Origin of the sequence: Pseudomonas uvaldensis (assembly GCF_021271205.1) — a bacterium.
GTDB classification, from domain to species: Bacteria; Pseudomonadota; Gammaproteobacteria; order Pseudomonadales; family Pseudomonadaceae; genus Aquipseudomonas; species Aquipseudomonas uvaldensis.
Window position 1 is genome coordinate 78,470 of record NZ_JAIWKS010000013.1, and the last position, 22,915, is coordinate 101,384.

A 22,915-nucleotide genomic window follows, 5' to 3' on the forward strand; every position below is an offset into this window, starting at 1 on the left:
CTTCACCTTATTCAAACCTGCGCGATCCACTTGCGGTGGGTATGAATCGACATCAAAACCCCAAACGCTGACAGTAGCGTCACCAGCGAAGTTCCTCCGTAGCTAATGAAGGGCAACGGCACCCCCACCACGGGCAACAAGCCACTGACCATACCGATGTTGACGAAAACATAAACGAAAAACGTCATGGTCAGGCTGCCCGCCAGCAATTTGCCGAACAGGGTCTGGGCCTGTGCAGTGATGACCAGGCCGCGGCCGATCAACAACAGGTAGATCAGCAGCAGCAGGCAGATGCCCACCAGGCCGAACTCCTCGCCCATCACCGCGATGATGAAGTCGGTATGGCTTTCCGGCAGGAAGTCCAGGTGCGACTGGGTGCCCATCAACCAGCCCTTGCCGAACACACCGCCCGAGCCGATGGCCGCCTTCGACTGGATGATGTTCCAGCCGGTGCCCAGCGGATCGCTTTCCGGGTCGAGGAACGTCAGGACCCGTTGTTTCTGATAGTCGTGCATCACGAAGTACCACATGGCCACCGACACCGGCACGGCGGCCGCGATCACGCTCAGGATCCAGCGCCAGCGCAGTCCGCCCATGAACAGCACGAAGGCGCCACCGGCCAGGATCAGCAGCGAGGTGCCCAGGTCCGGCTGGCGCACGATCAGAATGAACGGGATGCCGATCAGCAACAGACTGATGCACACATGTTTGAGCTGCGGCGGCAGGGAGCGCTTGGACAGGTACCAGGCAATGGTCGCCGGCATGATGATCTTGAGGAACTCCGAAGGCTGGAAGCGAATCACCCCGGGAATGTTGATCCAGCGTGTGGCGCCCATGGCGTTGTGGCCCATCACATCCACGACCACCAGCAGGCTCACGCCGATGACATAGGCCAGGGGCACCCAGCGCGCCATGAAGCGTGGCTCCAACTGCGCAATGACGATCATCGACACCAGGCCGATACCGAACGAAGTGGCCTGCTTGGCCAGCAGGTCCCAGCTCTTGCCGCTGGCCGAATACAGGACGAACAGGCTGCCGGCGGCCAGGATCAACAGCAGGATCAGCAATGGTCCGTCGATGTGCATGCGTTGCAGCAGGGTGGCGCGACGGCGCATCACGTCTTCGCTGGAGAGGATCCGGTCGAAATTACTCTTCACGGGCCGTAGCCTCCGCGCTGATAGGGCTTGCGAATTCAGGCTTGAGCTGACCGTGCTCATCCAGCAGCCAGGCGTCCATGACCTGACGCACCACCGGCGCGGCGACGCCGGAACCGGACTCACCGTTCTCCACCATCACCGACACGACGATCTTGGGGTTCTCGGCCGGGGCAAAACCGACGAACAGGGCGTGGTCGCGATGGCGCTCCTGGACTTTGGACCGGTCGTACTTCTCGCCCTGCTTGATGGCGACCACCTGGGCCGTACCGCTCTTGCCGGCAATCCGGTAGGGCGAGCCGATTGCGGCCTTGCGGGCCGTACCCCGGGCGCCGTGCATGACCTGTTGCATGCCGTTGTTGACCTTCTGCCAGTCCGAAGCATTACGCAGCACGATGTCCGGCATCGGATCCGGGTCGACGGGGGGCTGGCCCTCGATGGTCTTGGCCAGGTGCGGCCGGTGCCACTTGCCCTTGCTTGCCACCAGCGCGGTGGCCTGGGCCAGTTGCAATGGCGTGGCCTGCATATAACCCTGGCCGATACCAAGGATCAGGGTCTCGCCGGGGAACCACGCCTGGCGACGGGTCGCCCGCTTCCATTCCCGCGATGGCATCAGGCCGGGGGATTCTTCGAACATGTCCAGGGACACCTTCTGACCGATACCGAACTTATTCATGTAGGACGACAGTCGATCGATCCCCAGCTTGTGGGCCAGGTCATAGAAATAGGTGTCGTTGGAACGCATGATCGCCGTTTCCAGATCCACATAACCGTCGCCGGTGCGGTTCCAGTTGCGGTACTTGTGGTCGTAGTTGGGCAGCATGTAGTAGCCGGGGTCGTAGACCCGGCTCGACGCGGTCACCACGCCGGCATCCAGCCCGGCGATCGCCACGGCCGGTTTGATGGTCGAGCCCGGCGGGTACAGGCCGCGCAGCACGCGGTTGAACAGCGGCCGGTCGATGGAGTCGCGCAGTTCGGCGTAAGCCTTGAAGCTGATACCGGTGACGAACAGGTTCGGGTCGAAACTCGGCTGGCTGACCATCGCCAGCACCTCGCCGGTGTTCGGGTCCAGCGCCACCACGGCGCCCCGGCGCCCGCCCAGCGCCGCTTCGGCGGCTTCCTGCAACTTGATGTCCAGGCTCAGCACGATGTCCTTGCCGGGAATCGGGTCGGTGCGTTTGAGCACCCGCAGCACGCGGCCACGGGCGTTGGTTTCAACCTCTTCGTAGCCCACCTGGCCGTGCAGCTCGGCCTCGTAGAAGCGCTCGATACCGGTCTTGCCGATATGGTGCGTACCGCTGTAGTTGACCGGATCGAGGGTCTTGAGCTCTTTCTCGTTGATCCGCCCCATGTAGCCGACCGAGTGGGCAAAGTGCGGCCCCTGGGGATAATGCCGGACCAACTGCGCCACCACCTCGACGCCGGGCAGGCGGAACTGGTTCACCGCGATCAGAGCGATCTGTTCTTCGGTCAGCTCGAACAGGATCGGCACCGGCTCGAACGGTCGCCGTCCCTGGCGCATGCGCTTCTCGAAGATGGCCCGGTCCTCGGGCGTGAGCTGCAGCACTTCGACGATCACGTCGAGCACCTTCTGCCAGTCGCCGGAACGCTCGCGGGTCATGCTCAGGCTGAAGCTGGGCCGGTTATCGGCCACCACCACGCCATTGCGGTCGAAGATCAACCCGCGAGTCGGCGGAATCGGCTGGACATGCACCCGGTTGTTTTCCGACAGTGTGGAGTGATAGTCGTACTGGATGACCTGCAGGAAATAGAGCCGTGCGATCAGCACGCCAATCAGCGCCACCACAGTGATAGCACCGAACACGACGCGACTGCGCACCAGGCGGGCGTCTTTTTCGTGGTCCTTGATGCGGATCGGCTGGGGCATGAGGCAGGATTACTTGTGGTAAGGGTGCCCGGACAGGACTGTCCAGGCACGGTACAACTGTTCACCGATCAGGATCCGCACCAGCGGGTGCGGCAACGTCAGCGGCGACAACGACCAGCGCTGGTCGGCCCGGGCACAGACTTCCGGCGCCAGCCCTTCCGGGCCGCCGACCATGAAATTCACCGTGCGCGAATCCAGCCGCCAACGGTCCAGTTCCACCGCCAGTTGCTCGGTGCTCCAGGGCTTGCCGTGGACTTCCAGGGTGACGATGCGCTCGTTCGGCCCGACCTTGGCCAGCATGGCTTCGCCTTCCTGGCGGATGAAGCGCGCCACGTCGGCATTCTTGCCACGTGTATTGAGCGGAATTTCCACCAGTTCCAGGGCCAGCTCGGACGGAAGACGCTTGGCATACTCGTGCCAGCCTTCTTCCACCCACTTGGGCATGCGGGAACCGACGGCGATCAGGCGCAGTCGCACAGCGATCCCTTATTGCTGGTCTTTGTTGAGCTTGGTGAAGTGCTCATGGGTGTTTTCCGGGCTGTGGTGACGGGCATCGGCCGCACGGCTCTGCTCGGCACCGGCCCACAGGCGCTCCAGGTCGTAGAACTGGCGTGCCGAGGCGGTCATCATGTGCACGATGGCGATGTCCAGGTCCAGCAGCACCCAGTCGCTGTCGCCCTTGCCTTCTTCACCCAGGGGCTTGAGGCCTTTTTTCTTCACCTCTTCACGGACCTTTTCCAGCATCGCGTTGATCTGGCGATTGGACGTACCGGTGGCGATGATCATGTAGTCGGTGATGCTTTGCTTTTCGCGAACATCCAGAACCTGGATGTCCTGGGCCTTCACGTCTTCCAGAGCATCGACGATCACTTTGACCATCGGGTTCTCGATTACTGCGTCTTTGTTCGTCATATAAAACTCGTTTTGCTCATGTGTTCGGGGCACTTCGTGCACGGTGGTTCGTGTCAGTGAAGCACGCCTTGTTCAGTTCGACGCACGGTACAGCCCGTGCGCATCGATGTAGGCCAGGACCGCGTCGGGCACCAGGAAACGTACCGACTTACCGCTGGCCAGCAGTTGACGGATCTGGGTGGCGGATACCGCGAGCGGCGTCTGCCAGACGAATGCAATCTGTCCGCTCGGCCCCTTCAGGGCCAGCGGGTCGCTCACCGAGCGCGCCGCCAGCAGGTTGCGCAAGGCATCCGGCGGCTCGCTGTCGGCATCCGGGCGTTGCAACACCAGGATGTGGCAGTGCTGGAGCAACTCTTCCCAGCGATGCCAAGTGGGCAGGCCGCAAAATGCGTCCCAGCCCAGAAGCAGAAAAACCTGGTCTTGCGCGGCCAGTTCGGCGCGCATCAGCTCCAGGGTGTCGATGGAATAGGACGGTTTGTCCCGCTGCAATTCGCGGGCGTCCACCACCAGCGGCGTTACGCCGTCCACCGCTCGCTCGACCATCGCCAGGCGGTCCTGGGCCGACACCTGCGGCACATCCCGATGAGGCGGTCTGGCGCTGGGCACCAGACGCAGCTCATCGAGCCCCAGGGCGTCGGCCACTTCCAGTGCACCGCGCAAATGGCCAATGTGCACCGGGTCGAACGTGCCGCCCAGGATGCCGATGCGCTTTGACGCGGTGGTCACCGTCACAGCGGGCGTCATCATAGAGGCCAGTGGGTCGAGGTCGCCCAAGTCAGGCTGGCTCCTGTCCGCGCAACTGGCCGTCGCCGACTACGATGTACTTCTCGCAGGTCAGCCCTTCGAGGCCCACCGGGCCGCGGGCATGCAGCTTATCAGTAGAAATGCCGATCTCGGCGCCCAATCCGTATTCGAAACCGTCGGCGAAGCAGGTCGGGGTATTGATCATCACCGACGCCGAATCCACTTCCGCCACGAAGCGCCGGGTTTCGCCCTGGTGCTCGCTGACAATCGAGTCGGTGTGGTGCGAACCATGACGATTGATGTGCTCGATGGCTTCATCCAACCCGTCCACCACGCGGATCGACAGGATCGGCGCCAGGTATTCGGTGTCCCAGTCTTCGCCCGTGGCCACTTGCGCCTCGATGATCGCCCGGGTGCGCTCGCAACCGCGCAGTTCGACGCCTTTTTCGCGGAACTGGGCGGCCATCGACGGCAGGAATTGCTCGGCCACGGCCTGGTCTACGAGCAGGGTTTCCATCGCGCCGCAGATGCCATAGCGGTAGGTCTTGGCGTTGAAGGCGATGCGCTGGGCTTTCGGCAGGTCGGCGTGCGCGCTGACGTAGACGTGGCAGATGCCGTCCAGATGCTTGATCACCGGCACGCGGGCGTCACGGCTGATCCGCTCGATCAGGCCCTTGCCACCGCGAGGCACGATGACATCGACGAACTCGGGCATGCTGATCAACGCGCCAACGGCAGCGCGGTCGGTGGTTTCCACCACTTGCACCACGGCGGCCGGCAGACCGGCCTTGGCCAGGCCCTGCTGAATGCAGGTGGCAATGGCACGGTTGGAATGAATCGCCTCGGAACCGCCCCGCAGGATGGTCGCGTTACCGGACTTCAGGCACAGGCTCGCCGCATCGATGGTCACGTTCGGCCGCGACTCATAGATGATCCCGACCACGCCCAGGGGCACGCGCATCTTGCCGACCTGGATACCCGACGGACGATAGTTCATGTCGCGGATCGCCCCGACCGGGTCCGGCAACGCCGCGACCTGCCGCAGGCCGACGATCATGCCGTCGATGCGGGCCGGAGTCAGCGCCAGGCGTTCGAGCATGGCCGGCTCGAGGCCATTGGCCCGACCGGCGGCCAGGTCCAGTTCGTTGGCGGCGGACAACTCGACGCGAGCGGCGTCCAGCGCATTGGCGGCGGCTTGCAGGGCGCGGTTTTTCTGCGCGGTGCTGGCACGGCCGATGATGCGCGACGCTTCGCGGGCGGCGCGACCCAGGCGGGTCATGTAGTCAAGAACGGACTCAGTCATGGTCTGTGTGGTCTTGGCGAGGGAGAAAGCGGCAGATTATAACTGTCGTAACCCTCGACTAACAGCGTGGACTCGCAGCGGTGACCGGCGGAAGAGCAAAACCGGCACAAATTTCACCCATTCAGCGGTGATTAAGATTTGCGTTGCTATGATCGCGCTTCCTTTGGCCTCACTTCGTCCATCGCCATGACCGACTCGCCACCTTCGCCAAACGCCCTGCCCCACGCCTTTTTTGACCGCGACGCCCAGGTGCTGGCCCAGGAGCTTCTGGGCAAAGTGATTCGTCACAAGGTCGGAGGCCTTTGGCTCAGCGCACGGATCATCGAAACCGAAGCCTATTACTTCGCCGAAAAAGGCAGCCACGCCTCCCTGGGCTACACGGAAAAACGTAAGGCTTTGTTTCTGGATGGCGGGCATATCTACATGTACTACGCCCGGGGCGGCGACTCGTTGAATTTCAGCGCCCAGGGCCCGGGCAACGCCGTGTTGATCAAATCGGCGTACCCGTGGGTCGACGGAGTTTCCGGCCCGGAAAGCCTGGCGCAGATGCTGTTGAACAACCCCGACGCTCAGGGCCGCCCGCGTACGCCACAGAAGCTCTGCGCCGGCCAGACCCTGCTGTGCAAGGCCCTGGGCCTCAAAGTACCGGAGTGGGACGCCAAGCGTTTCGACCCGGAACGCCTGCTGGTGGAAGACGTCGGCGTGCCGACCGTCAATGTGATCCAGACCACCCGCCTGGGCATCCCATTGGGACGCGATGAGCATCTGCCCTACCGCTTCGTCGACGCTGCGTACGCGCCATGGTGCACCCGCAACCCGCTGCGACGGGGGCAGGTCGAGGGGCGTGATTATTTTTTGCTGTCCTGAATGAGACCACACAAATCCGTTGTGGGAGCGGGCTTGCTCGCGAAAGCGCCGGGTCAGCAGAATTGATGGTGGTTGATACACCGCCTTCGCGAGCAAGCCCGCTCCCACAGGGTGATGTAGTGCAGAAAGTCCATACGCCGTTCACTATTCAATGGAGTTGTTCTTATGGGCCCATGGCTCGATAGCGTCACTGGCTGGCTGGGTGCCAATCCACAATGGCTGGCGGTGGCGCTATTCATCGTTGCGTGCGTGGAGTGCCTGGCCATCGCCGGGTTGATCGTGCCGGGAACCGTGTTGCTGTTTGCGGTGGCGGTCCTGGCTGGCAGCGGCGCTCTGTCGCTGGGCGAGACGCTGTTGCTCGGCTTGCTGGGGGGGTTGCTCGGGGATCTGGTGTCTTACTACCTCGGGCGGCATTTTCACCAGAACATCCGGCGGCTGCCGGGGCTGCGGCATCATCCGGAATGGATGGGCGCGGCGGAAACCTATTTCCAGCGCTACGGCATCGCCAGCCTGTTGGTGGGACGCTTCATCGGCCCGCTCAGGCCGATGCTGCCGATGGTGGCCGGGATGTGCGACATGCCGTTCCCACGCTTTGCCGCCGTCAGCCTTCTGGCCGCATCCGGCTGGAGTGTGGCATACCTGCTACCGGGCTGGGCCACTGGCGCGGCGTTTCGCCTGCCATTGCCCGAAGGATTCTGGCCCCAGGCCGGCATCGTCATCGGCAGCATCGCCGTGATGATCGGGCTGAGCGTCAATAGCAGCCTGCGCCGTCATCGGCACGCCGCGGCGCTGATCGCCGGCCTCGGCCTGGTGATCCTGATCGGGCTGTTCATCGGTTTCCGCTACCTGGCCGCCTTCGATCAGGGGCTGATGGCCCTGGTCCAAGAGCACCGCAGCCCGACCCTGGACGAAATCGCCGTGACCTTCACGCTGATCGGCGAATTCCACTACATGTTGATTTTCAGCGCCCTGCTGACGGCTTTGCTGTTGCTGGCGCGCCAATGGCGCCAGGCAATCTTTGCGGGCGCCACGATGTTGATCACCGCCCTGGCGAACACCGGTTTCAAGCAGTTCTTCGCCCGGGTGCGCCCGGAAATCCTCACCGAGCCGCTGACCAGCTATAGCATGCCCAGCGGCCATGCCTCCGGTTCGTTCGCGATGTTCCTGGCGCTCGCCGTGCTGGCCGGCCGCGGACAGCCGCCCCGCCTGCGGCTGACCTGGCTGCTGCTGGGCTGCTTGCCGGCACTGGCGATTGCCCTGTCGCGGGTTTACCTGGGCGTCCACTGGCCGAGCGACGTGCTGGCCGGCGCCATGCTCGCTGCCTGCGTCTGCGCTGCCATGCTGTGGCTGAGCCAGCGTCAGGCGCCGCTGCCGGCGATGTCACCGAAGATCTGGTGGCTGATCCTGCCGGCGCTGGTGGCGGCGTTCAGTTTCTTTGCGTTGCGGCATTTGCCTCATGGGATGTTGAGGTATGCCTATTGAGCACAGTCCCATAAACACAGAGTTCAGTGGTTTCAGGCGAACAGCTCGCCCTGCAACTCATCGAGCAGCGCCTGGATCGCATCCAACCGCTGCTGCGGGTCATCCAGTTGCAGCAGGTCGATCTTGTCCAGTTCATTGAACGGCAACAGATACGCCAGTTGATTGGCCAGCGATTGCTGACCGGTCGCTTCGGTGCCCATGTTCAGGGCCTCGACCATCGGATGCTCGGCCAGGGCCTTGAGCAGTGCGACCAGGTCGGCGTCTTCGTCCTGCAGCGGTTGTTCCGGTTCATCTTCCAGCCACTCCACCTCAGCGACCGTCAATTGGTCCGGCTGTACATGGCTGCTGTGCACGATAAAACGCCGTCCACCCTGCACGCGAATGCCCAGCAGGCCGTTGTCCTGCTGAGAGAAATCGGTAATCAGTGCCTCGCAGCCAACCCGCGCATAACCCTCGGGCGCGATGCCGACTTCCTCGCCATTGAGGATGCACACCACGCCAAAGCCCTCACCTTGCTTCATGCAACGCCCGATCATATCGAGGTAGCGCGCCTCGAAAATCTGCAGATCGAGGATGCAACCGGGGAACAGTACGGTGTTCAACGGAAACAGCGGCAACGTCATAACCCAATTCCTTAGACGGTCATCGATACGACCAGCGGCAGCAACACCGCCGTGGCCACGCCCATCAGGCTCATCGCCAGCGCCGCAAAGGCGCCGGACTCCTCGCTTTCCTGCAACGCCACCGAAGTGCCCACCGCATGGGCCGTCAGGCCCAATGCCATACCGCGAGCTTCGGGGCTGCGCACCCCCAGTCGATTCAAGATGCCTGGCCCCAGGATGGCCCCAAGCACCCCGGTGATCAGCACAAACACCGCCGCCATGGCCGCCACCCCGCCGATCTGCTCGGCCACCAGCATGGCAATCGGTGACGTCACCGACTTGGGCGCCATGGTCATCAGGATCATGTGGTCGGCGCCAAACGCCCACCCCAGCAGTACCGCGGAGCCGGTGGCGAACACCCCGCCTATCACCAGCGTAGTAAAAATCGGCCAGAACAATTGTCGGATGCGTCGCAGGTTCAAATACAACGGCACCGCCAGGGCGACCGTGGCCGGACCCAGCAAAATGCTGAGGATCTCGGTGCTCTTGCGGTATTCGGCATAGGTGATGCCACAACCGACCAGCACGCCGATCAACAACAGCATGGACATCAGCACCGGTTGCAGGAATATCCAGCGGGTTCTTTCAAAAGCCGCCAGCACCAATTGATAGGCACCCAGGGTAATGCCGATGCCGAACAGCGGATGGTGGATCACCGAGGCCCAGGCGCCCTGCCAGTCGAGCATCATTGCGTTTCCTCCGGCGCAGGAGCGTGGCGTCTGGCCAGGCGCTGCATCAATATCCCCGTCAGGGCCACGGACAGAATCAGTGACAGCGTCAGTGCACCGACGATGGCCCAGAAGTCGGCGGCTATGGCCCGGGCATAGACCATCACCCCCACCGCTGGCGGCACCAGCAGCAAGGGCAGGTAACGCAACAGGCTGCTGGCGGCCAGGCTCAACGGCTCGCTGACTTCGCCACGCATGACCAGATAAACCAGCAACAGCAACAGACCAATGATCGGCCCCGGCAGTATCGGCAAGAACAAATGATTGATGGCGGTGCCCAGCAATTGGAACAGCACCAGCCAGGTCAGGCCCCGTAGCAACATCCGCTCTCTCCCCAACACTTACTCAAATGAAAGCGCCCGCATTATAAGCATGCCCGCGCTATGACCCGGCATTCGTAAAAAGCATGGTCGATGACCTGCCCGGTCCGTCATGTTGATCTACAGTGGTTCTCCGGGGGCCGAAGCCGCCGTTTCAAAAAAAGATAAACCGATGAACCAAGGAGAGTCTCAATGCCCTATGTGCCTGTTGCAGCGCTCAAAGATTATGTCGGCAAGGAACTTGGACGTTCCGAATGGCTCACCATCGACCAGGACCGCATCAACCTGTTCGCGGAAGCCACTGGCGACTTTCAGTTCATCCACGTCGATCCGGTCAAGGCCGCGCAGACTCCATTCGGCAGCACCATCGCCCACGGGTTCCTGTCGTTGTCGCTGATGCCAAAGCTGATGGAAGACATCCTGATCCTGCCCGAGGGCGTGAAGATGGTGGTCAACTATGGGCTGGACAGCGTGCGTTTCATCCAACCGGTGAAAGTCGATTCCAAGGTCCGCCTCAAGGTCGACCTGGTGGACGCCACCGAGAAAAAACCCGGCCAATGGCTGCTCAAGGCCACCGCCACGCTGGAAATCGAAGGCTCGGAAAAACCTGCCTACATCGCCGAACCCCTGTCGCTCTGCTTCGTGTAAACCCGGGCGGAAGCGAAACCGCCCAGGCAGTTTCGCACCGCTTCTCTATATCCAGAAGGCTCGGCTGCGGCATACTCGTGGCCTGATTACCTGGATCCCGTTATGCGCTTACTCGTTCCTCTGACCCTGACTCTGTTGCTGACCGCCTGTGGCGACAGCGAATCGTTGCTGCCAGCCGATGCGCGCCTGCCTGACGGCGGACGCTATCGCGGCGACCTGGTGAACGGCTTGTTGCAAGGCCAGGGGCGCGTCGACTACCCCAACGGCAGTTGGTACGCAGGGCAGTTCGACAAAGGCCAGTGGCATGGCACCGGGGAATGGCATGGCAGCAATGGCGAGGTTTATCGCGGCCAGTTCCAGCAGGGCCTGTTCCATGGCCAGGGCAGCCTGACCACGCCAAGCAGCAGCTACACCGGCGGTTTCAAGCAGGGCCGGCGCGACGGCGAAGGCACCCTCAAGGAAAACGGCGTGACCTACCGCGGCGAGTTCAAGGCCGACCGCTATGCGGGCCTTGGACGCCTGGAACTTGCCGACGGCAGCCAGTACCAGGGCCCATTCGTCAACGGCAAGCCCAACGGCGAGGGCCAGCGCTTCGACGCCGCCGGTAACCAGTTCACCGGGCATTTCGTCGACGGTCAGCTCCAGGGTAAAGGCACCTTCAACAGCGCCGATGGCGATGTCTATGTCGGCGGCTTCAAGAACAACCAGCTCGACGGGCGCGGGCGCTACGAAAATGCCGATGGCGATGTCTGGATCGGCCTGTTCAAGGAAGGCGCGCTCACAGGCAAAGGCGAGTTGATCGGTGCCGATGGCAGCCATTACCTCGGCCAATTCAAAGAGTGGCGCTTTACCGGCCAAGGCCGCCTGAACCTGCCTGACGGCAGTTTTTATATCGGCCAGTTCGACAACGACGCTTATCACGGACGCGGCACCCTGGTGCTGACCGACGGCACTGTGCAGGACGGCACTTGGGCCAACGGCCAGCGGGTACGCGACGCAAACGGCCGGTTGCTACCGGATGTGCTTGAACTCGGCCTGCTGGCCCAAGGCCGTCTGCTGGACGACGCGCTGGCCGAGATCCCGGCCTCGACACCCGCGGTCGAGCTGTACAGCCTGACCTTGGGCGGCGATGGCAAGCAGAGCGTGTTCCTGCGCGAATCGGACTATGTCTCCAACATGCTCGCCAGCCGTTTTGGCGCATTCGGCCAGATTCGCCTGGTCAACCACCGCGATCACTTGGGCGACCGCCCCATGGCCACGCGCGAAAGCCTGCGCCGTGCCGTCAACGCCCTGGCCGAGCGCAGTGGCCCCGAAGACCTGGTCTTCATCTACCTGACCAGCCACGGCACCAGTGAACACGAACTGGTCCTCGACCAGCCGCGCATGGAACTGGCCGACCTGCCCGCCGATGAGTTGGCTACAGCCCTGGCGCCGCTGAAGAACCGCGACAAGATCGTGGTGATCTCGGCCTGCTATTCCGGCGGCTTCATCCCGGCACTCAAGGATGACCGCACATTGGTCATGACCGCTTCGCGGGCGGACCGGGTGTCCTTCGGTTGCTCCGAAGAAGCCAACTTCACCTATTTCGGTGATGCCCTGTTCGCCCAGGCCCTGAACCAGACCGACGACTTGGAACAAGCCTTCAAGCTGGCCAAGGCCACCGTCGCCGAACGGGAGCAGGCGGACAACTTCGAAGCCTCCGAACCGCAGATCTGGGCGCCACGGACGGTTCTTTCCCACTGGCAACTGTTGCGCAAACAGCAGGCACGAAAAGCATTGCAAAGTGCCGGACTGAACGACGAGGGCAAAAAGAGCAACTAAGCTGAATCGTATCAAGGGGGAAACACTATGTACTTGACGCCTCAGCATGTTTTGCTCGCCGGAGCGACCGGGTTGACCGGGGAACACCTGTTGGACCGGCTGCTCAACGAACCGACTATCACGCGCGTGCTGGCACCTTCGCGTCGGCCATTGGCCGAGCATCCACACCTGGAAAATCCGGTTGGGGAGCCGGCCCAGGTCCTGCCGCAACTCAGCGGCCAGGTCGACATCGCCTTTTGCTGCCTGGGTACGACCATCAAGAAAGCCGGTTCAGAGCAGGCCTTTCGCGCGGTAGATCTGGATCTGGTGGTGGCGTTTGCCAAGCGCGCCCGGGAACTGGGGGCGCGACACCTGATCGTCATCAGCGCCCTCGGGGCGGATGCGAAATCATCGATCTTCTACAACCGGGTCAAAGGTGAGATGGAAGCGGCACTCAAGGCCCAAGGCTGGCCGCAACTGACCATCTGCCGCCCATCCCTGCTGCTGGGCGAACGGGTCGAACCGCGTCTGGCCGAGCAACTGGCCGGCCCCTTGTCGAAGCTGATTCCGGGCAAATACCACGGCATCGAAGCCTGCCAACTGGCCCGCGCCATGTGGCGCCTGGCGCTGGAAGAGCAGGACGGGGTACGGGTGGTCGAATCGGATGAGTTGCGTAAGTTGGGTAAATAATTCAGTCGCTGCCGGAACAGTTTTGGATTTATCCGTGGGGCAAGCTGTGGGAGCAAGGCTTGCCCGCGATGAAATTTACGCGGTTCTGCCTTGGAATCGAGGCGGCTGTATCGCGAGCAAGCTTTGCTCCCACGAGGAAAATCCCATCGCCAAGTTCAGCGGCGTCACATACCGCCAGTCGCCTGAAACTCCACCCCCATCGCCGTAAACAACGACAACGGCAATAACAACGTATCGAGCAACGCACTGCCCGGCAGATCGACACCAGGGTAGCTCGGTGCCTCGGCGCCAAAACGGTCCTTGGCGCAGCAGCCGCCGTTGAGGGCATAGAGATCCAAGCGCGTCCCGGCATACACCACGGGCGCGCCGGGCTTGGCGGCGTCGAGGGTCCGGGCGGTGGCGCAGCCGGTCAATTGCAGCGCCAGCAGCACCACCATCAGTTTATTCATCGCTGCTCAAATGATGTTCACCCCAGCGCGGCAGCATGTCCTGAGGAATATTCAGCAGGTTGAGAATCCGCGCCACCACGAAATCGATCAGGTCATCGATGGTCTGTGGCTGGTGATAGAAACCCGGCGAAGCCGGCAAAATGGTCACGCCCATGTTCGACAACTTGAGCATGTGCTCCAGATGAATGCTCGAATACGGCGCCTCCCGAGGCACCAGGATCAACTGCCGGCGCTCCTTGAGTGTCACGTCCGCCGCCCGTTCGATCAGGTTGTTGCAGGCGCCGGTGGCAATCGCCGACAACGTGCCGGTGGAACACGGCACCACCACCATCGCCGCCGGAGCACCGGAGCCTGAAGCCACCGGCGACATCCAGTCCTCCTTGCCATACACCCGGATCTGCCCCGCCGCCGCCCCCGTGTACTCGGTGAGGAACGCCTGCATCATCTGGGGCTTGGGAGGCAGGGTGACGTCGGTTTCCGTCGCCATCACCAATTGCGCCGCCTTGGAGATCAAAAAGTGCACCTCGCGATCTTCCCGCACCAGGCAATCAAGCAGCCGCAGACCGTATTGGGCGCCGGATGCACCGGTCATCGCCAGGGTGATGCGTTCCGGACCGTTGCTCATCGCAGCGCCTCGGCCAGTTTGCCGTGCAGGCCGCCGAAGCCGCCGTTGCTCATGATCACCACGTGGGTGCCGGGTTGGGCCTGGCTCTTCACCCGCTCGATGATGCCTTCCAGCGAATCGCTGACAATCGACGGCACCGTGCACAGTGCGGCGGTGGCGCCCAGGTCCCAGCCCAGGTTGGCCGGCGAATACCAGATCACCTGATCGGCATCCACCACGCTTTCCGGCAGGCCATCACGGTGAGCACCGAGCTTCATGGAGTTGGAGCGCGGCTCGATGATGGCGATCAGCGGCGCATCGCCGATGCGCTTGCGCAAGCCGTCGAGGGTGGTGGCGATGGCGGTCGGGTGGTGGGCGAAGTCGTCGTAAATGGTGATGCCGCGCACTTCCGCGACTTTCTCCATGCGGCGCTTGACGCTCTTGAACGCGCTCAACGCCGCGATGCCCATGGACGGCACCACGCCAACATGACGAGCCGCGGCCAATGTGGCCAGGGCGTTGGCGACGTTGTGCTGGCCGGTCAGTTCCCACTCGACCACGCCTTGGGACACGCCCTCGAGCATCACTTCGAATTGCGAACCGTCGTCGCTGAGCAATTTTACCTGCCACTGCCCGCCCGCGCCGGTGGTCTGCACCGGAGTCCAGCAGCCCATCTCGATCACCCGCTGCAAAGCCGGCTCGGTGGTCGGATGAATCACCAGGCCTTCGCTCGGGATCGTACGGACGAGATGGTGGAATTGCCGTTCGATGGCCGGCAGATCGGGGAAGATGTCGGCGTGATCGTATTCAAGATTATTCAAAATCGCGGTGCGCGGGCGGTAATGGACGAATTTCGAGCGCTTGTCGAAGAACGCGCTGTCGTACTCATCGGCCTCGATCACAAAAAACGGCGTGCCCCCCAGACGCGCCGACACCGAGAAATTCTGCGGCACGCCGCCGATCAAGAAGCCCGGGCTCATGCCGGCGTGCTCCAGGACCCAGGCCAACATACTGCTGGTGGTGGTCTTGCCGTGCGTACCGGCCACGGCCAGGACCCAACGGCCCTGCAACACGTGATCGGCCAGCCACTGCGGCCCGGACACATACGGCAGGCCCTTGTTCAGCACATACTCCACCGCCGGGTTGCCCCGAGACATGGCATTGCCGATGACCACCAGGTCCGGCGCCGGATCCAGCTGCGCCGGGTCATAGCCCTGGGTCAGCTCGATGCCCTGGGCTTCCAGCTGCGTGCTCATCGGTGGGTAGACGTTGGCGTCGGAACCGGTCACATGATGGCCCAGCTCCTTGGCCAGGACCGCCATCGAACCCATGAAAGTGCCGCAAATACCGAGAATATGGATGTGCATAGTCGACCTCGTAAAACATGGCCGCAGGTTAGCGTAGGGAGGGGGAAATCGCACCTTGTGTTTGGTCTCGACTGATACTCACAGGCCGCAAAGCACCGCCGATCACTGTGGGAGCGGGCTTGCTCGCGAATGCGGTGGTCATTCAACAGATGCATCGGCTGGCCTACCGCCTTCGCGGGCAAGCCCGCTCCCACAGGGGATTTTCAGTGGCTGTGGAATCGGTGCTCAGCGAGCAATCGCATGCTTGCGCAACTTCCTGTACAGCGTGTTACGGCTGATACCCAACTGCTGTGCCGTGTTGGTCATATGCCAGCGCGTCTGCTCCAGCGCATTGAGCAATGCCAGCCGCTCGGCGCTTTCCAATGGATGCTCGGGTGGCGCGGTGTCCTGCGCCGGTGGCCGTGCCTGGCGAATCATTGCCGGCAGATCCTCCACCCCAATCCGCCCGCCCTCGCACAACGCGGCGAGGGTACGCAGCACACTGCGCAGTTGCCGTACGTTGCCCGGCCAGTCGAAGGCCAGCAAGGCCTGACGCGCCGGTTCGTCAAGGATCACCGTCTCGTCGCCGCTTTCTTCGGCCAGCAAAAAGTCCAGCAACTGCGCCTTGTCGCTGCGCTCGCGCAACGCCGGCAAGGGGATTTCCAGGCCGTTGAGCCGATAGTACAAGTCCTCACGGAAACTGCCGTCCTGCACCCGTTCAAGCAATTGCCGGTGGGTAGCGCTGATGATGCGCACGTCGACCGCCTCGGGTTCGCCGCCAATGGGCACCACCTGGCGGTCCTCCAGCACTCGCAGCAAACGGGTCTGCAAGGCCAGAGGCATGTCGCCGATTTCATCAAGGAACAGCGTGCCACCATCGGCCTGTTGCAGCTTGCCGCGCATGCCTTCCTTGCGGGCGCCAGTAAAACTGCCGCCGCGATAGCCGAACAACTCGCTCTCGATCAGGCTTTCCGGGATGGCCGCACAGTTCAGGGCCACAAAGTGCTTGCCGGCGCGCTGGCTGGCCTGATGCACAGCCTTGGCGAATGCTTCTTTGCCGGAGCCGGTTTCACCGTGGATCAGCAACGGAACATCGCGCTCGAACACCCGGAGGGCCTTGCGAAAATGCGCCTGCAGCGTCGCATCCGCCAGGCAGATACCTGGCGACTTGGGTGGTTCGATGACTTTGATCGCGGGAACGACCGGCATCGGCATGCTGCGTGGCTGGCCGCGGAGCACCGCGAACAAGTGGCGCCCGTCGCGAGTGTGCAATGGCCAACTGGCGCTGGCCTGGGCACTGGCGCGGCCCAGCAGCTCGTCCAGGGAGCAGTCAAAAAACGCCTCCACCGGTTGGCCCAGCAAGCCACCACGCCGGTGTCCCAGCAGATTGAGGGCACTTTGGTTGACCGCGCAGATCCGTCCTTCGCCGTCGAATGCCAGCAGTCCCTCACTAAACAACCCCACGGATTCGGCTTGCAGGTGAAAGCGCAACAGCCATTGATTGTCGAAGCAGCGCAGGAAATAGCAGCTCTCGATCATTTTTGCCGAGAGATTGACCAAAGCCATGGTATGGAACTGGCTCTGGCGGGACACCTCGGGCCGGGCCGAGGAGACGTCGAGCACTGCCAGCAGCTCGCCATGGGGATCGAACACCGGGCTTGCCGAACAGGTCAGGCCGGTGTGGCGACCGCGAAAGTGTTCTTCCTGGTGAATGGTCAGGGCCTGGCGCTCCACCAGGCAGGTGCCGATACCGTTGGTGCCTTCGCAGGCTTCGCTCCAGTCGGCGCCGAGCCAAAGGCCGGCCCGTTCGAAAATCTTGCGTTCGCTGGGCGCGGTGACGCAGTTAAGAATCACGCCCCGGGCATCGGTAAGCAACACCGCGTGGCCGGCGCCGGACAATTGTTGATGCAGGCTGGTCATTTCCGTGCCGGCGATGTGCAACACCTGCTGCAGGCGCTCGCGGCTTTCCAGCACCCGACCATGCTCCAACACCGTCGGCGCCAGATTCTGCGCCGGATCGAGGTGATAATCCTCCAGGCAACGCAGCCAGGAACGGGCTATCGATGGATCGCTGCCAGGGCCCTGCAGATGCGCCTTGCCCTGGGTGACCGTCAGGACTTGCTGGGCGTGGCGGCTCAAATGGTTGCTGTGCATTTTTTATTATTCTCCCGCTGTTATCTGTGGGAGCAAGGCTTGCCCGCGATGGCCTCGACACGATCCAAAAGGAAATCCGTGTCATCGTTCATCGCGGGCAAGCCTTGCTCCCACAAGCGCCCGGCATCCTTCACAAAGATGTCCTGCATCCTCCGTGGAATGCCCAGCATCCTCCAGCCCAACCCGCAATGCAATGCTGGCGCGACCCGCCAGTCACCCGCTGTATCAGCAATGGCACAAAGTGTCACACCCTCTGTATCGCTATCGTCACGGGGTGGCGCCCGTCCGTCCGATGAATTCCCTTCAAGTCCTTGATTTCCGGGCCCTGCAAGGCAATGGCCCAACCTTTGCTCTAGGCTTGTACCAGCGCTTGATTGCGCAGCTCCCTAATAAGCACAAAAGCCAAGGAGAACTCACCATGCGTTACGCTCACCCCGGTATTGAAGGCGCTATCGTTTCGTTCAAGAGCAAATACGGTAACTACATCGGCGGCGAGTTCGTCGCGCCTGTCAAAGGTCAGTACTTCACCAACACTTCCCCGGTCAATGGCCAGCCCATTGCCGAATTCCCGCGCTCCACAGCCGAAGACATCGAAAAAGCCCTGGACGCCGCCCACGCCGCCGCTGATGCCTGGGGCGCCACCTCGGCCCAGGCCCGTTCGCTGATTCTGTTGAAAATCGCCGACCGCATCGAGCAAAACCTGGAGACACTGGCGATCACCGAGTCCTGGGACAACGGCAAGGCCGTGCGCGAAACCCTCAACGCCGACATCCCTCTGGCGGCGGATCATTTCCGCTACTTCGCCGGCTGCCTGCGGGCCCAGGAAGGCGCGGCGGCCGAGATCGACGGCAACACCGTGGCCTATCACATCCATGAACCGCTGGGCGTGGTCGGGCAGATCATCCCGTGGAACTTCCCGCTGCTGATGGCCGCCTGGAAACTCGCCCCGGCCCTGGCCGCCGGTAACTGCGTGGTGCTCAAGCCTGCCGAGCAAACCCCGCTGGGCATCAGCGTGCTGATGGAACTGATCGGCGACCTGCTGCCACCCGGCGTGCTCAACGTGGTGCAAGGTTTCGGCAAAGAAGCCGGCGAAGCCCTTGCCACCAGCAAACGCATCGCCAAGATCGCCTTCACCGGCTCGACGCCGGTGGGCTCGCACATCATGAAATGCGCTGCGGAAAACATCATTCCATCCACGGTGGAACTGGGCGGCAAGTCGCCGAACATCTTCTTCGAAGACATCATGCAGGCCGAGCCAAGCTTTATCGAAAAAGCCGCCGAAGGCCTGGTGCTGGCATTCTTCAACCAGGGCGAAGTCTGCACCTGCCCATCCCGCGCCCTGGTGCAGGAGTCGATCTACGACGAATTCATGCAAGTGGTGATGAAGAAAATCGAGCAGATCAAACGCGGCGATCCGCTGGACACCGACACCATGGTCGGCGCCCAGGCGTCCGAGCAGCAGTTCGACAAGATCCTCTCGTACCTGGAAATCGCCAAGGGAGAGGGCGCGCAGTTGCTGACCGGCGGTGCGGTGGAAAAACTCGAGGGCAACCTGGCCAGCGGTTATTACATCCAGCCGACCCTGCTCAAGGGCACCAACAAAATGCGCGTGTTCCAGGAAGAAATCTTCGGCCCGGTGGTGAGCATCACCACCTTCAAGGACGAAGCCGAAGCCCTGGCGATCGCCAACGACACCGAGTTCGGCCTCGGCGCCGGCCTCTGGACCCGCGACATCAACCGTGCCTACCGCATGGGCCGGGCGATCAAGGCCGGTCGTGTGTGGACCAACTGCTACCACCTCTACCCGGCCCACGCCGCGTTCGGTGGCTACAAGAAGTCCGGCGTGGGTCGCGAAACCCACAAGATGATGCTCGATCATTATCAGCAAACCAAGAATTTGCTGGTGAGTTACGACATTAATCCATTGGGGTTCTTCTAAACCTCCCTCTGGAGCGATGCAGGTAGGTCCTGCGTCGCTCTTTAGATAGTTTTCGCGAGCGAGCCCGCTCCCACAGGGGATTTGCGTCGGCTCACAGTCCCCTGTGGGAGCGGGCTTGCTCGCGAAGGCTTCCTCACTAACACACCCATAACCAATGCCCCACAGCCCTGGCATAACCCTTGCGTGCCCGCTCCACACCCCAACCACCGAAAGTCCACCAAAGATCAAAAACCAAGAGAGGACTTATGACAACTACCAACCAACTCAAACCTACACTCGGCACCCTGCATTTATGGGGCATCGCCGTCGGCCTGGTGATTTCCGGCGAGTACTTCGGCTGGAGTTACGGCTGGGGCACGGCAGGGACGCTGGGCTTTCTCATCACCGCGCTCATGGTGGCGCTGATGTACACCTGTTTCATCTTCAGCTTCACCGAGCTGACCACCGCGATTCCCCACGCCGGCGGGCCGTTCGCCTATAGCCGACGGGCCTTTGGCGAGAAAGGCGGGTTGATCGCCGGGATCGCCACGTTGATCGAGTTCGTCTTTGCGCCCCCGGCCATCGCCATGGCCATCGGCGCCTACCTCAACGTGCAGTTCCCGGACCTGGACCCGAAAGTGGCGGCGGTTGGCGCTTACATCGTGTTCATGACCTTGAACATCCTGGGTGTCAGCATCGCCGCAGCGTTCGAACTGGTGGTCACCGTGCTGGCGGTCGCCGAATTGCTGGTGTTCATGGGCGTGGTCGCGCCGGGCTTCAGCTTCAGCAACTTCGTGTTGAACGGCTGGTCTGGTGCAAATGAATTCAGCCTCGCCTCAATTCCGGGCATTTTCGCGGCGATTCCCTTCGCGATCTGGTTCTTCCTCGCCATTGAAGGCGCAGCCATGGCCGCCGAAGAAGCCAAGGACCCGAAACGCACCATCCCCCGCGCCTATGTCAGCGGCATCCTGACCCTGGTGTTCCTGGCCATCGGCGTGATGATCATGGCCGGCGGTGTCGGCGACTGGCGGCAACTGTCGAACATCAACGACCCACTGCCCCAGGCCATGAAAGCAGTGGTCGGCAACGATTCGACCTGGATGCACATGCTGGTCTGGATCGGCCTGTTCGGCCTGGTGGCAAGTTTCCACGGCATCATCCTCGGCTACTCGCGGCAGTTCTTCGCCCTGGCCCGGGCCGGTTACCTGCCACGGGGCCTGGCGAAACTGTCGCGCTTCCAGACCCCGCACCGGGCGATCCTGGCCGGCGGCGTGATCGGCATCGCGGCGATCTACAGCGACGGCCTGGTCAACCTGCAGGGCATGAGCCTGACGGCGGCGATGATCACCATGTCGGTGTTCGGCGCCATCGTGATGTACATCATCAGCATGCTCAGCCTGTTCCGCCTGCGTAAGGTCGAACCGAACCTGGAACGCACCTTCCGCGCCCCGGGCTACCCCATCGTGCCGGGCATCGCCCTGTTCCTGGCGGTGGTGTGCCTGATCGCCATGGCTTGGTTCAACATGTTGATCGGCCTGGTCTTCCTGGTGTTCATGATCGTTGGCTACCTGTACTTCCAACTGACCGCCAAACAACGCTCCAGCGCCCCGACGGACGCTATGCTTACTGGGGTTTGAAGTACGAGGGCGCCGGGCCTAAACCCGGTGCCAGCCATACGCCGGACTCTTTGTGGGAGCGGGCTTGCTCGCGAATGCGGTGTGTCATTCAACAGATGCATCGACTGACATACCGCATTCGCGAGCAAGCCCGCTCCCACAGGGTTCAGTGCAGGGTTCAGTGTTGTATTTGAATTCATTATAAGAACCAGGAGGACATCGCCACATGGTCGCATTCGTCCATTCCGTCGGCGCCCAGACCTATCGCTTCGACTGCCTCAAAGACCTGATGGCCAAGGCCAGCCCGGCCCGCTCCGGGGATTTCCTCGCCGGTGTCGCCGCCCTCAACGACGGCGAACGCGTGGCCGCGCAAATGGCGCTGGCCGACCTGCCTCTCAGCCATTTCTTGCAAGAAATGCTGATCCCTTACGAGGCCGACGAAGTCACCCGGTTGATCGTCGACACTCACGATAAACAGGCCTTCGCCGCCGTCAGTCACCTCACGGTCGGCGGTTTTCGCGACTGGCTGCTCAGCGACGCTGCCGACGAACAGAGCCTGCGCACCCTCGCGCCGGGCCTGACGCCGGAAATGGTCGCGGCGGTTTCCAAAATCATGCGCGTACAGGACTTGGTGCTGGTGGCGCAGAAAATACGCGTGGTCACCAAATTCCGCGGCACTCTTGGCCTGCGCGGACGGCTGTCCACCCGCCTGCAGCCCAACCACCCCACCGACGAACCGGCCGGGATCGCCGCGAGCATCCTCGACGGCCTGCTCTACGGCAACGGCGACGCCATGATCGGCATCAACCCGGCCACCGACAGCACGGCCTCGATCTGCGCCATGCTGGAAATGCTAGACGCCATCATTCAGCGCTACGACATCCCGACCCAAGGCTGCGTGCTGACCCACGTCACTACCTCCATCGAAGCGGCCAACCGTGGCGTGCCGCTGGACTTGGTGTTCCAGTCCATCGCCGGCACCGAAGCGGCCAACGCCAGCTTCGGCATCAACCTGAACATTCTGAAAGAAGGCTACGACGCCGGGCTGAGCCTGAATCGCGGCACCCTCGGCAACAACCTGATGTATTTCGAGACTGGCCAGGGCAGTGCGCTATCGGCCAACGCCCACCACGGCGTCGATCAACAGACCTGCGAAACCCGGGCCTACGCCGTGGCGCGACATTTCAACCCATTCCTGGTCAACACCGTTGTAGGATTCATCGGCCCGGAATACCTGTACAACGGCAAACAGATCATCCGCGCCGGCCTCGAAGACCACTTCTGCGGCAAGCTGCTGGGCGTGCCGATGGGCTGTGACATCTGCTACACCAACCACGCCGAAGCCGACCAGGACGACATGGACACCCTGCTGACCCTGCTGGGCGTGGCCGGGATCAACTTCATCATGGGCATCCCCGGCTCCGACGACATCATGCTCAACTACCAGACCACTTCGTTCCACGACGCGCTCTACGCGCGCCAGACCCTGGGCCTGAAACCGGCACCCGAGTTCGAGCAGTGGCTGGCGAACATGGGCATCTTCACCCAGGCCGATGGCCGGGTGCGGTTCGGCGACAACCTGCCGCCGGCGTTTCGTCATGCCTTGGCTCATTTGGGATAAGCCGTATTT

Annotated in this window: 20 protein-coding genes and 1 pseudogene; 8 read left to right on the forward strand and 13 right to left on the reverse strand. The window is 62.5% G+C overall.

The genetic code is table 11. The features are described from left to right. Positions 1–11: 11 nt before the first annotated feature. From rodA to LCU97_RS23745, 6 genes and pseudogenes are all read right to left on the reverse strand, one after another. Positions 12–1,115 (reverse strand): rod shape-determining protein RodA, encoded by a 1,104-nt coding sequence (gene rodA, locus LCU97_RS23720; RefSeq protein WP_053151966.1) that lies wholly within the window; start codon positions 1,113–1,115, stop codon positions 12–14. A gap of 31 nt (positions 1,116–1,146) precedes the next feature. After that, positions 1,147–3,042 (reverse strand): penicillin-binding protein 2, encoded by a 1,896-nt coding sequence (gene mrdA, locus LCU97_RS23725; protein ID WP_053151787.1) that lies wholly within the window; start codon positions 3,040–3,042, stop codon positions 1,147–1,149. 9 nt (positions 3,043–3,051) lie between these two features. Next, positions 3,052–3,519, reverse strand: a complete 468-nt coding sequence (rlmH, locus tag LCU97_RS23730) for a 23S rRNA (pseudouridine(1915)-N(3))-methyltransferase RlmH (RefSeq protein ID WP_003185785.1) — start codon at positions 3,517–3,519, stop codon at positions 3,052–3,054. Between the two features lie 9 nt (positions 3,520–3,528). Further along, positions 3,529–3,921 (reverse strand): annotated as a pseudogene (gene rsfS / locus LCU97_RS23735) (ribosome silencing factor); the annotation flags it as partial. Positions 3,922–4,026: 105 nt separating this feature from the next. Next, positions 4,027–4,701: a nicotinate-nucleotide adenylyltransferase gene (nadD, locus tag LCU97_RS23740; RefSeq protein ID WP_053151969.1), complete on the reverse strand. Its 675-nt coding sequence runs from the start codon at positions 4,699–4,701 to the stop codon at positions 4,027–4,029. Between the two features lie 28 nt (positions 4,702–4,729). Beyond that, complete coding sequence (locus LCU97_RS23745; RefSeq protein WP_232777928.1) at positions 4,730–6,001, reverse strand: glutamate-5-semialdehyde dehydrogenase; 1,272 nt, start codon at positions 5,999–6,001, stop codon at positions 4,730–4,732. Positions 6,002–6,187: 186 nt separating this feature from the next. Here LCU97_RS23745 and LCU97_RS23750 point away from each other — a divergent pair, with 186 nt between their 5' ends. After that, a complete protein-coding gene (locus LCU97_RS23750) occupies positions 6,188–6,868 on the forward strand; it encodes a DNA-3-methyladenine glycosylase (protein ID WP_232777929.1) in 681 nt (226 codons plus the stop codon). Between the two features lie 165 nt (positions 6,869–7,033). Beyond that, on the forward strand, positions 7,034–8,350 hold the full coding sequence (locus LCU97_RS23755) for a bifunctional DedA family/phosphatase PAP2 family protein (RefSeq protein ID WP_232777930.1): 1,317 nt from the start codon (positions 7,034–7,036) through the stop codon (positions 8,348–8,350). Between the two features lie 32 nt (positions 8,351–8,382). On the opposite strand, the gene LCU97_RS23760 is transcribed toward LCU97_RS23755, so the two are convergent. From LCU97_RS23760 to LCU97_RS23770, 3 genes are read right to left on the reverse strand one after another with little or no spacing between them, the layout of a single operon-like run. Continuing rightward, positions 8,383–8,973, reverse strand: coding sequence for an LON peptidase substrate-binding domain-containing protein (locus LCU97_RS23760; protein WP_053151797.1), 591 nt, complete (start codon positions 8,971–8,973; stop codon positions 8,383–8,385). A gap of 11 nt (positions 8,974–8,984) precedes the next feature. Then, positions 8,985–9,701 carry an LrgB family protein gene (locus tag LCU97_RS23765; protein ID WP_232777931.1) on the reverse strand — a complete coding sequence of 239 codons (717 nt, stop codon included), beginning with the start codon at positions 9,699–9,701 and terminating at the stop codon, positions 8,985–8,987. Then, positions 9,698–10,063 (reverse strand): CidA/LrgA family protein, encoded by a 366-nt coding sequence (locus tag LCU97_RS23770; RefSeq protein ID WP_053151801.1) that lies wholly within the window; start codon positions 10,061–10,063, stop codon positions 9,698–9,700. Before LCU97_RS23770 ends, LCU97_RS23765 begins: the two co-directional genes overlap by 4 nt. Positions 10,064–10,252: 189 nt before the next feature. Between LCU97_RS23770 and LCU97_RS23775 the strand changes: the two genes are divergently transcribed. From LCU97_RS23775 to LCU97_RS23785, 3 genes are all read left to right on the forward strand, one after another. Then, entirely contained in the window at positions 10,253–10,708 is a 456-nt protein-coding gene (locus LCU97_RS23775; RefSeq protein WP_053125683.1) for a MaoC family dehydratase, read from the forward strand. Positions 10,709–10,810: 102 nt separating this feature from the next. Then, positions 10,811–12,529, forward strand: a complete 1,719-nt coding sequence (locus LCU97_RS23780) for a C13 family peptidase (protein ID WP_232777932.1) — start codon at positions 10,811–10,813, stop codon at positions 12,527–12,529. Between the two features lie 27 nt (positions 12,530–12,556). Continuing rightward, complete coding sequence (locus tag LCU97_RS23785) at positions 12,557–13,198, forward strand: oxidoreductase (protein ID WP_053151806.1); 642 nt, start codon at positions 12,557–12,559, stop codon at positions 13,196–13,198. 164 nt (positions 13,199–13,362) lie between these two features. On the opposite strand, the gene LCU97_RS23790 is transcribed toward LCU97_RS23785, so the two are convergent. From LCU97_RS23790 to LCU97_RS23805, 4 genes are all read right to left on the reverse strand, one after another. After that, positions 13,363–13,647 carry a YceK/YidQ family lipoprotein gene (locus LCU97_RS23790; protein WP_232777933.1) on the reverse strand — a complete coding sequence of 95 codons (285 nt, stop codon included), beginning with the start codon at positions 13,645–13,647 and terminating at the stop codon, positions 13,363–13,365. Next, a complete protein-coding gene (gene ubiX / locus LCU97_RS23795) occupies positions 13,640–14,272 on the reverse strand; it encodes a flavin prenyltransferase UbiX (protein WP_053151809.1) in 633 nt (210 codons plus the stop codon). Before ubiX ends, LCU97_RS23790 begins: the two co-directional genes overlap by 8 nt. Beyond that, a complete protein-coding gene (mpl, locus tag LCU97_RS23800) occupies positions 14,269–15,618 on the reverse strand; it encodes a UDP-N-acetylmuramate:L-alanyl-gamma-D-glutamyl-meso-diaminopimelate ligase (RefSeq protein WP_053151811.1) in 1,350 nt (449 codons plus the stop codon). The genes ubiX and mpl overlap by 4 nt, the downstream gene beginning before the upstream one ends. Positions 15,619–15,843: 225 nt before the next feature. Next, complete coding sequence (locus tag LCU97_RS23805) at positions 15,844–17,751, reverse strand: sigma-54-dependent Fis family transcriptional regulator (RefSeq protein WP_232777934.1); 1,908 nt, start codon at positions 17,749–17,751, stop codon at positions 15,844–15,846. A 418-nt stretch (positions 17,752–18,169) separates the two neighbouring features. On the opposite strand from LCU97_RS23805, the gene exaC reads away from it, so the two are divergent. From exaC to LCU97_RS23820, 3 genes are all read left to right on the forward strand, one after another. Next, entirely contained in the window at positions 18,170–19,690 is a 1,521-nt protein-coding gene (exaC, locus tag LCU97_RS23810) for an acetaldehyde dehydrogenase ExaC (protein ID WP_232777935.1), read from the forward strand. Between the two features lie 245 nt (positions 19,691–19,935). Next, complete coding sequence (gene eat, locus LCU97_RS23815) at positions 19,936–21,306, forward strand: ethanolamine permease (protein ID WP_232777936.1); 1,371 nt, start codon at positions 19,936–19,938, stop codon at positions 21,304–21,306. A 205-nt stretch (positions 21,307–21,511) separates the two neighbouring features. Further along, the gene (locus tag LCU97_RS23820) at positions 21,512–22,906 is read left to right on the forward strand and encodes an ethanolamine ammonia-lyase subunit EutB (RefSeq protein ID WP_232777937.1); all 1,395 of its coding nucleotides are present in this window, start codon (positions 21,512–21,514) and stop codon (positions 22,904–22,906) included. Positions 22,907–22,915 lie beyond the last annotated feature (9 nt).

Coding starts and splice junctions, on each gene's coding strand:
- rodA (WP_053151966.1), bottom strand. CDS start 1,115: ATGCGCCGTCGCGCCACCCTGCTGCAACGCATGCACATCGACGGACCA.
- mrdA (WP_053151787.1), bottom strand. CDS start 3,042: ATGCCCCAGCCGATCCGCATCAAGGACCACGAAAAAGACGCCCGCCTG.
- nadD (WP_053151969.1), bottom strand. CDS start 4,701: ATGATGACGCCCGCTGTGACGGTGACCACCGCGTCAAAGCGCATCGGC.
- LCU97_RS23745 (WP_232777928.1), bottom strand. CDS start 6,001: ATGACTGAGTCCGTTCTTGACTACATGACCCGCCTGGGTCGCGCCGCC.
- LCU97_RS23750 (WP_232777929.1), top strand. CDS start 6,188: ATGACCGACTCGCCACCTTCGCCAAACGCCCTGCCCCACGCCTTTTTT.
- LCU97_RS23755 (WP_232777930.1), top strand. CDS start 7,034: ATGGGCCCATGGCTCGATAGCGTCACTGGCTGGCTGGGTGCCAATCCA.
- LCU97_RS23760 (WP_053151797.1), bottom strand. CDS start 8,973: ATGACGTTGCCGCTGTTTCCGTTGAACACCGTACTGTTCCCCGGTTGC.
- LCU97_RS23765 (WP_232777931.1), bottom strand. CDS start 9,701: ATGATGCTCGACTGGCAGGGCGCCTGGGCCTCGGTGATCCACCATCCG.
- LCU97_RS23770 (WP_053151801.1), bottom strand. CDS start 10,063: ATGTTGCTACGGGGCCTGACCTGGCTGGTGCTGTTCCAATTGCTGGGC.
- LCU97_RS23775 (WP_053125683.1), top strand. CDS start 10,253: ATGCCCTATGTGCCTGTTGCAGCGCTCAAAGATTATGTCGGCAAGGAA.
- LCU97_RS23780 (WP_232777932.1), top strand. CDS start 10,811: ATGCGCTTACTCGTTCCTCTGACCCTGACTCTGTTGCTGACCGCCTGT.
- LCU97_RS23785 (WP_053151806.1), top strand. CDS start 12,557: ATGTACTTGACGCCTCAGCATGTTTTGCTCGCCGGAGCGACCGGGTTG.
- LCU97_RS23790 (WP_232777933.1), bottom strand. CDS start 13,647: ATGAATAAACTGATGGTGGTGCTGCTGGCGCTGCAATTGACCGGCTGC.
- ubiX (WP_053151809.1), bottom strand. CDS start 14,272: ATGAGCAACGGTCCGGAACGCATCACCCTGGCGATGACCGGTGCATCC.
- mpl (WP_053151811.1), bottom strand. CDS start 15,618: ATGCACATCCATATTCTCGGTATTTGCGGCACTTTCATGGGTTCGATG.
- LCU97_RS23805 (WP_232777934.1), bottom strand. CDS start 17,751: ATGCACAGCAACCATTTGAGCCGCCACGCCCAGCAAGTCCTGACGGTC.
- exaC (WP_232777935.1), top strand. CDS start 18,170: ATGCGTTACGCTCACCCCGGTATTGAAGGCGCTATCGTTTCGTTCAAG.
- eat (WP_232777936.1), top strand. CDS start 19,936: ATGACAACTACCAACCAACTCAAACCTACACTCGGCACCCTGCATTTA.
- LCU97_RS23820 (WP_232777937.1), top strand. CDS start 21,512: ATGGTCGCATTCGTCCATTCCGTCGGCGCCCAGACCTATCGCTTCGAC.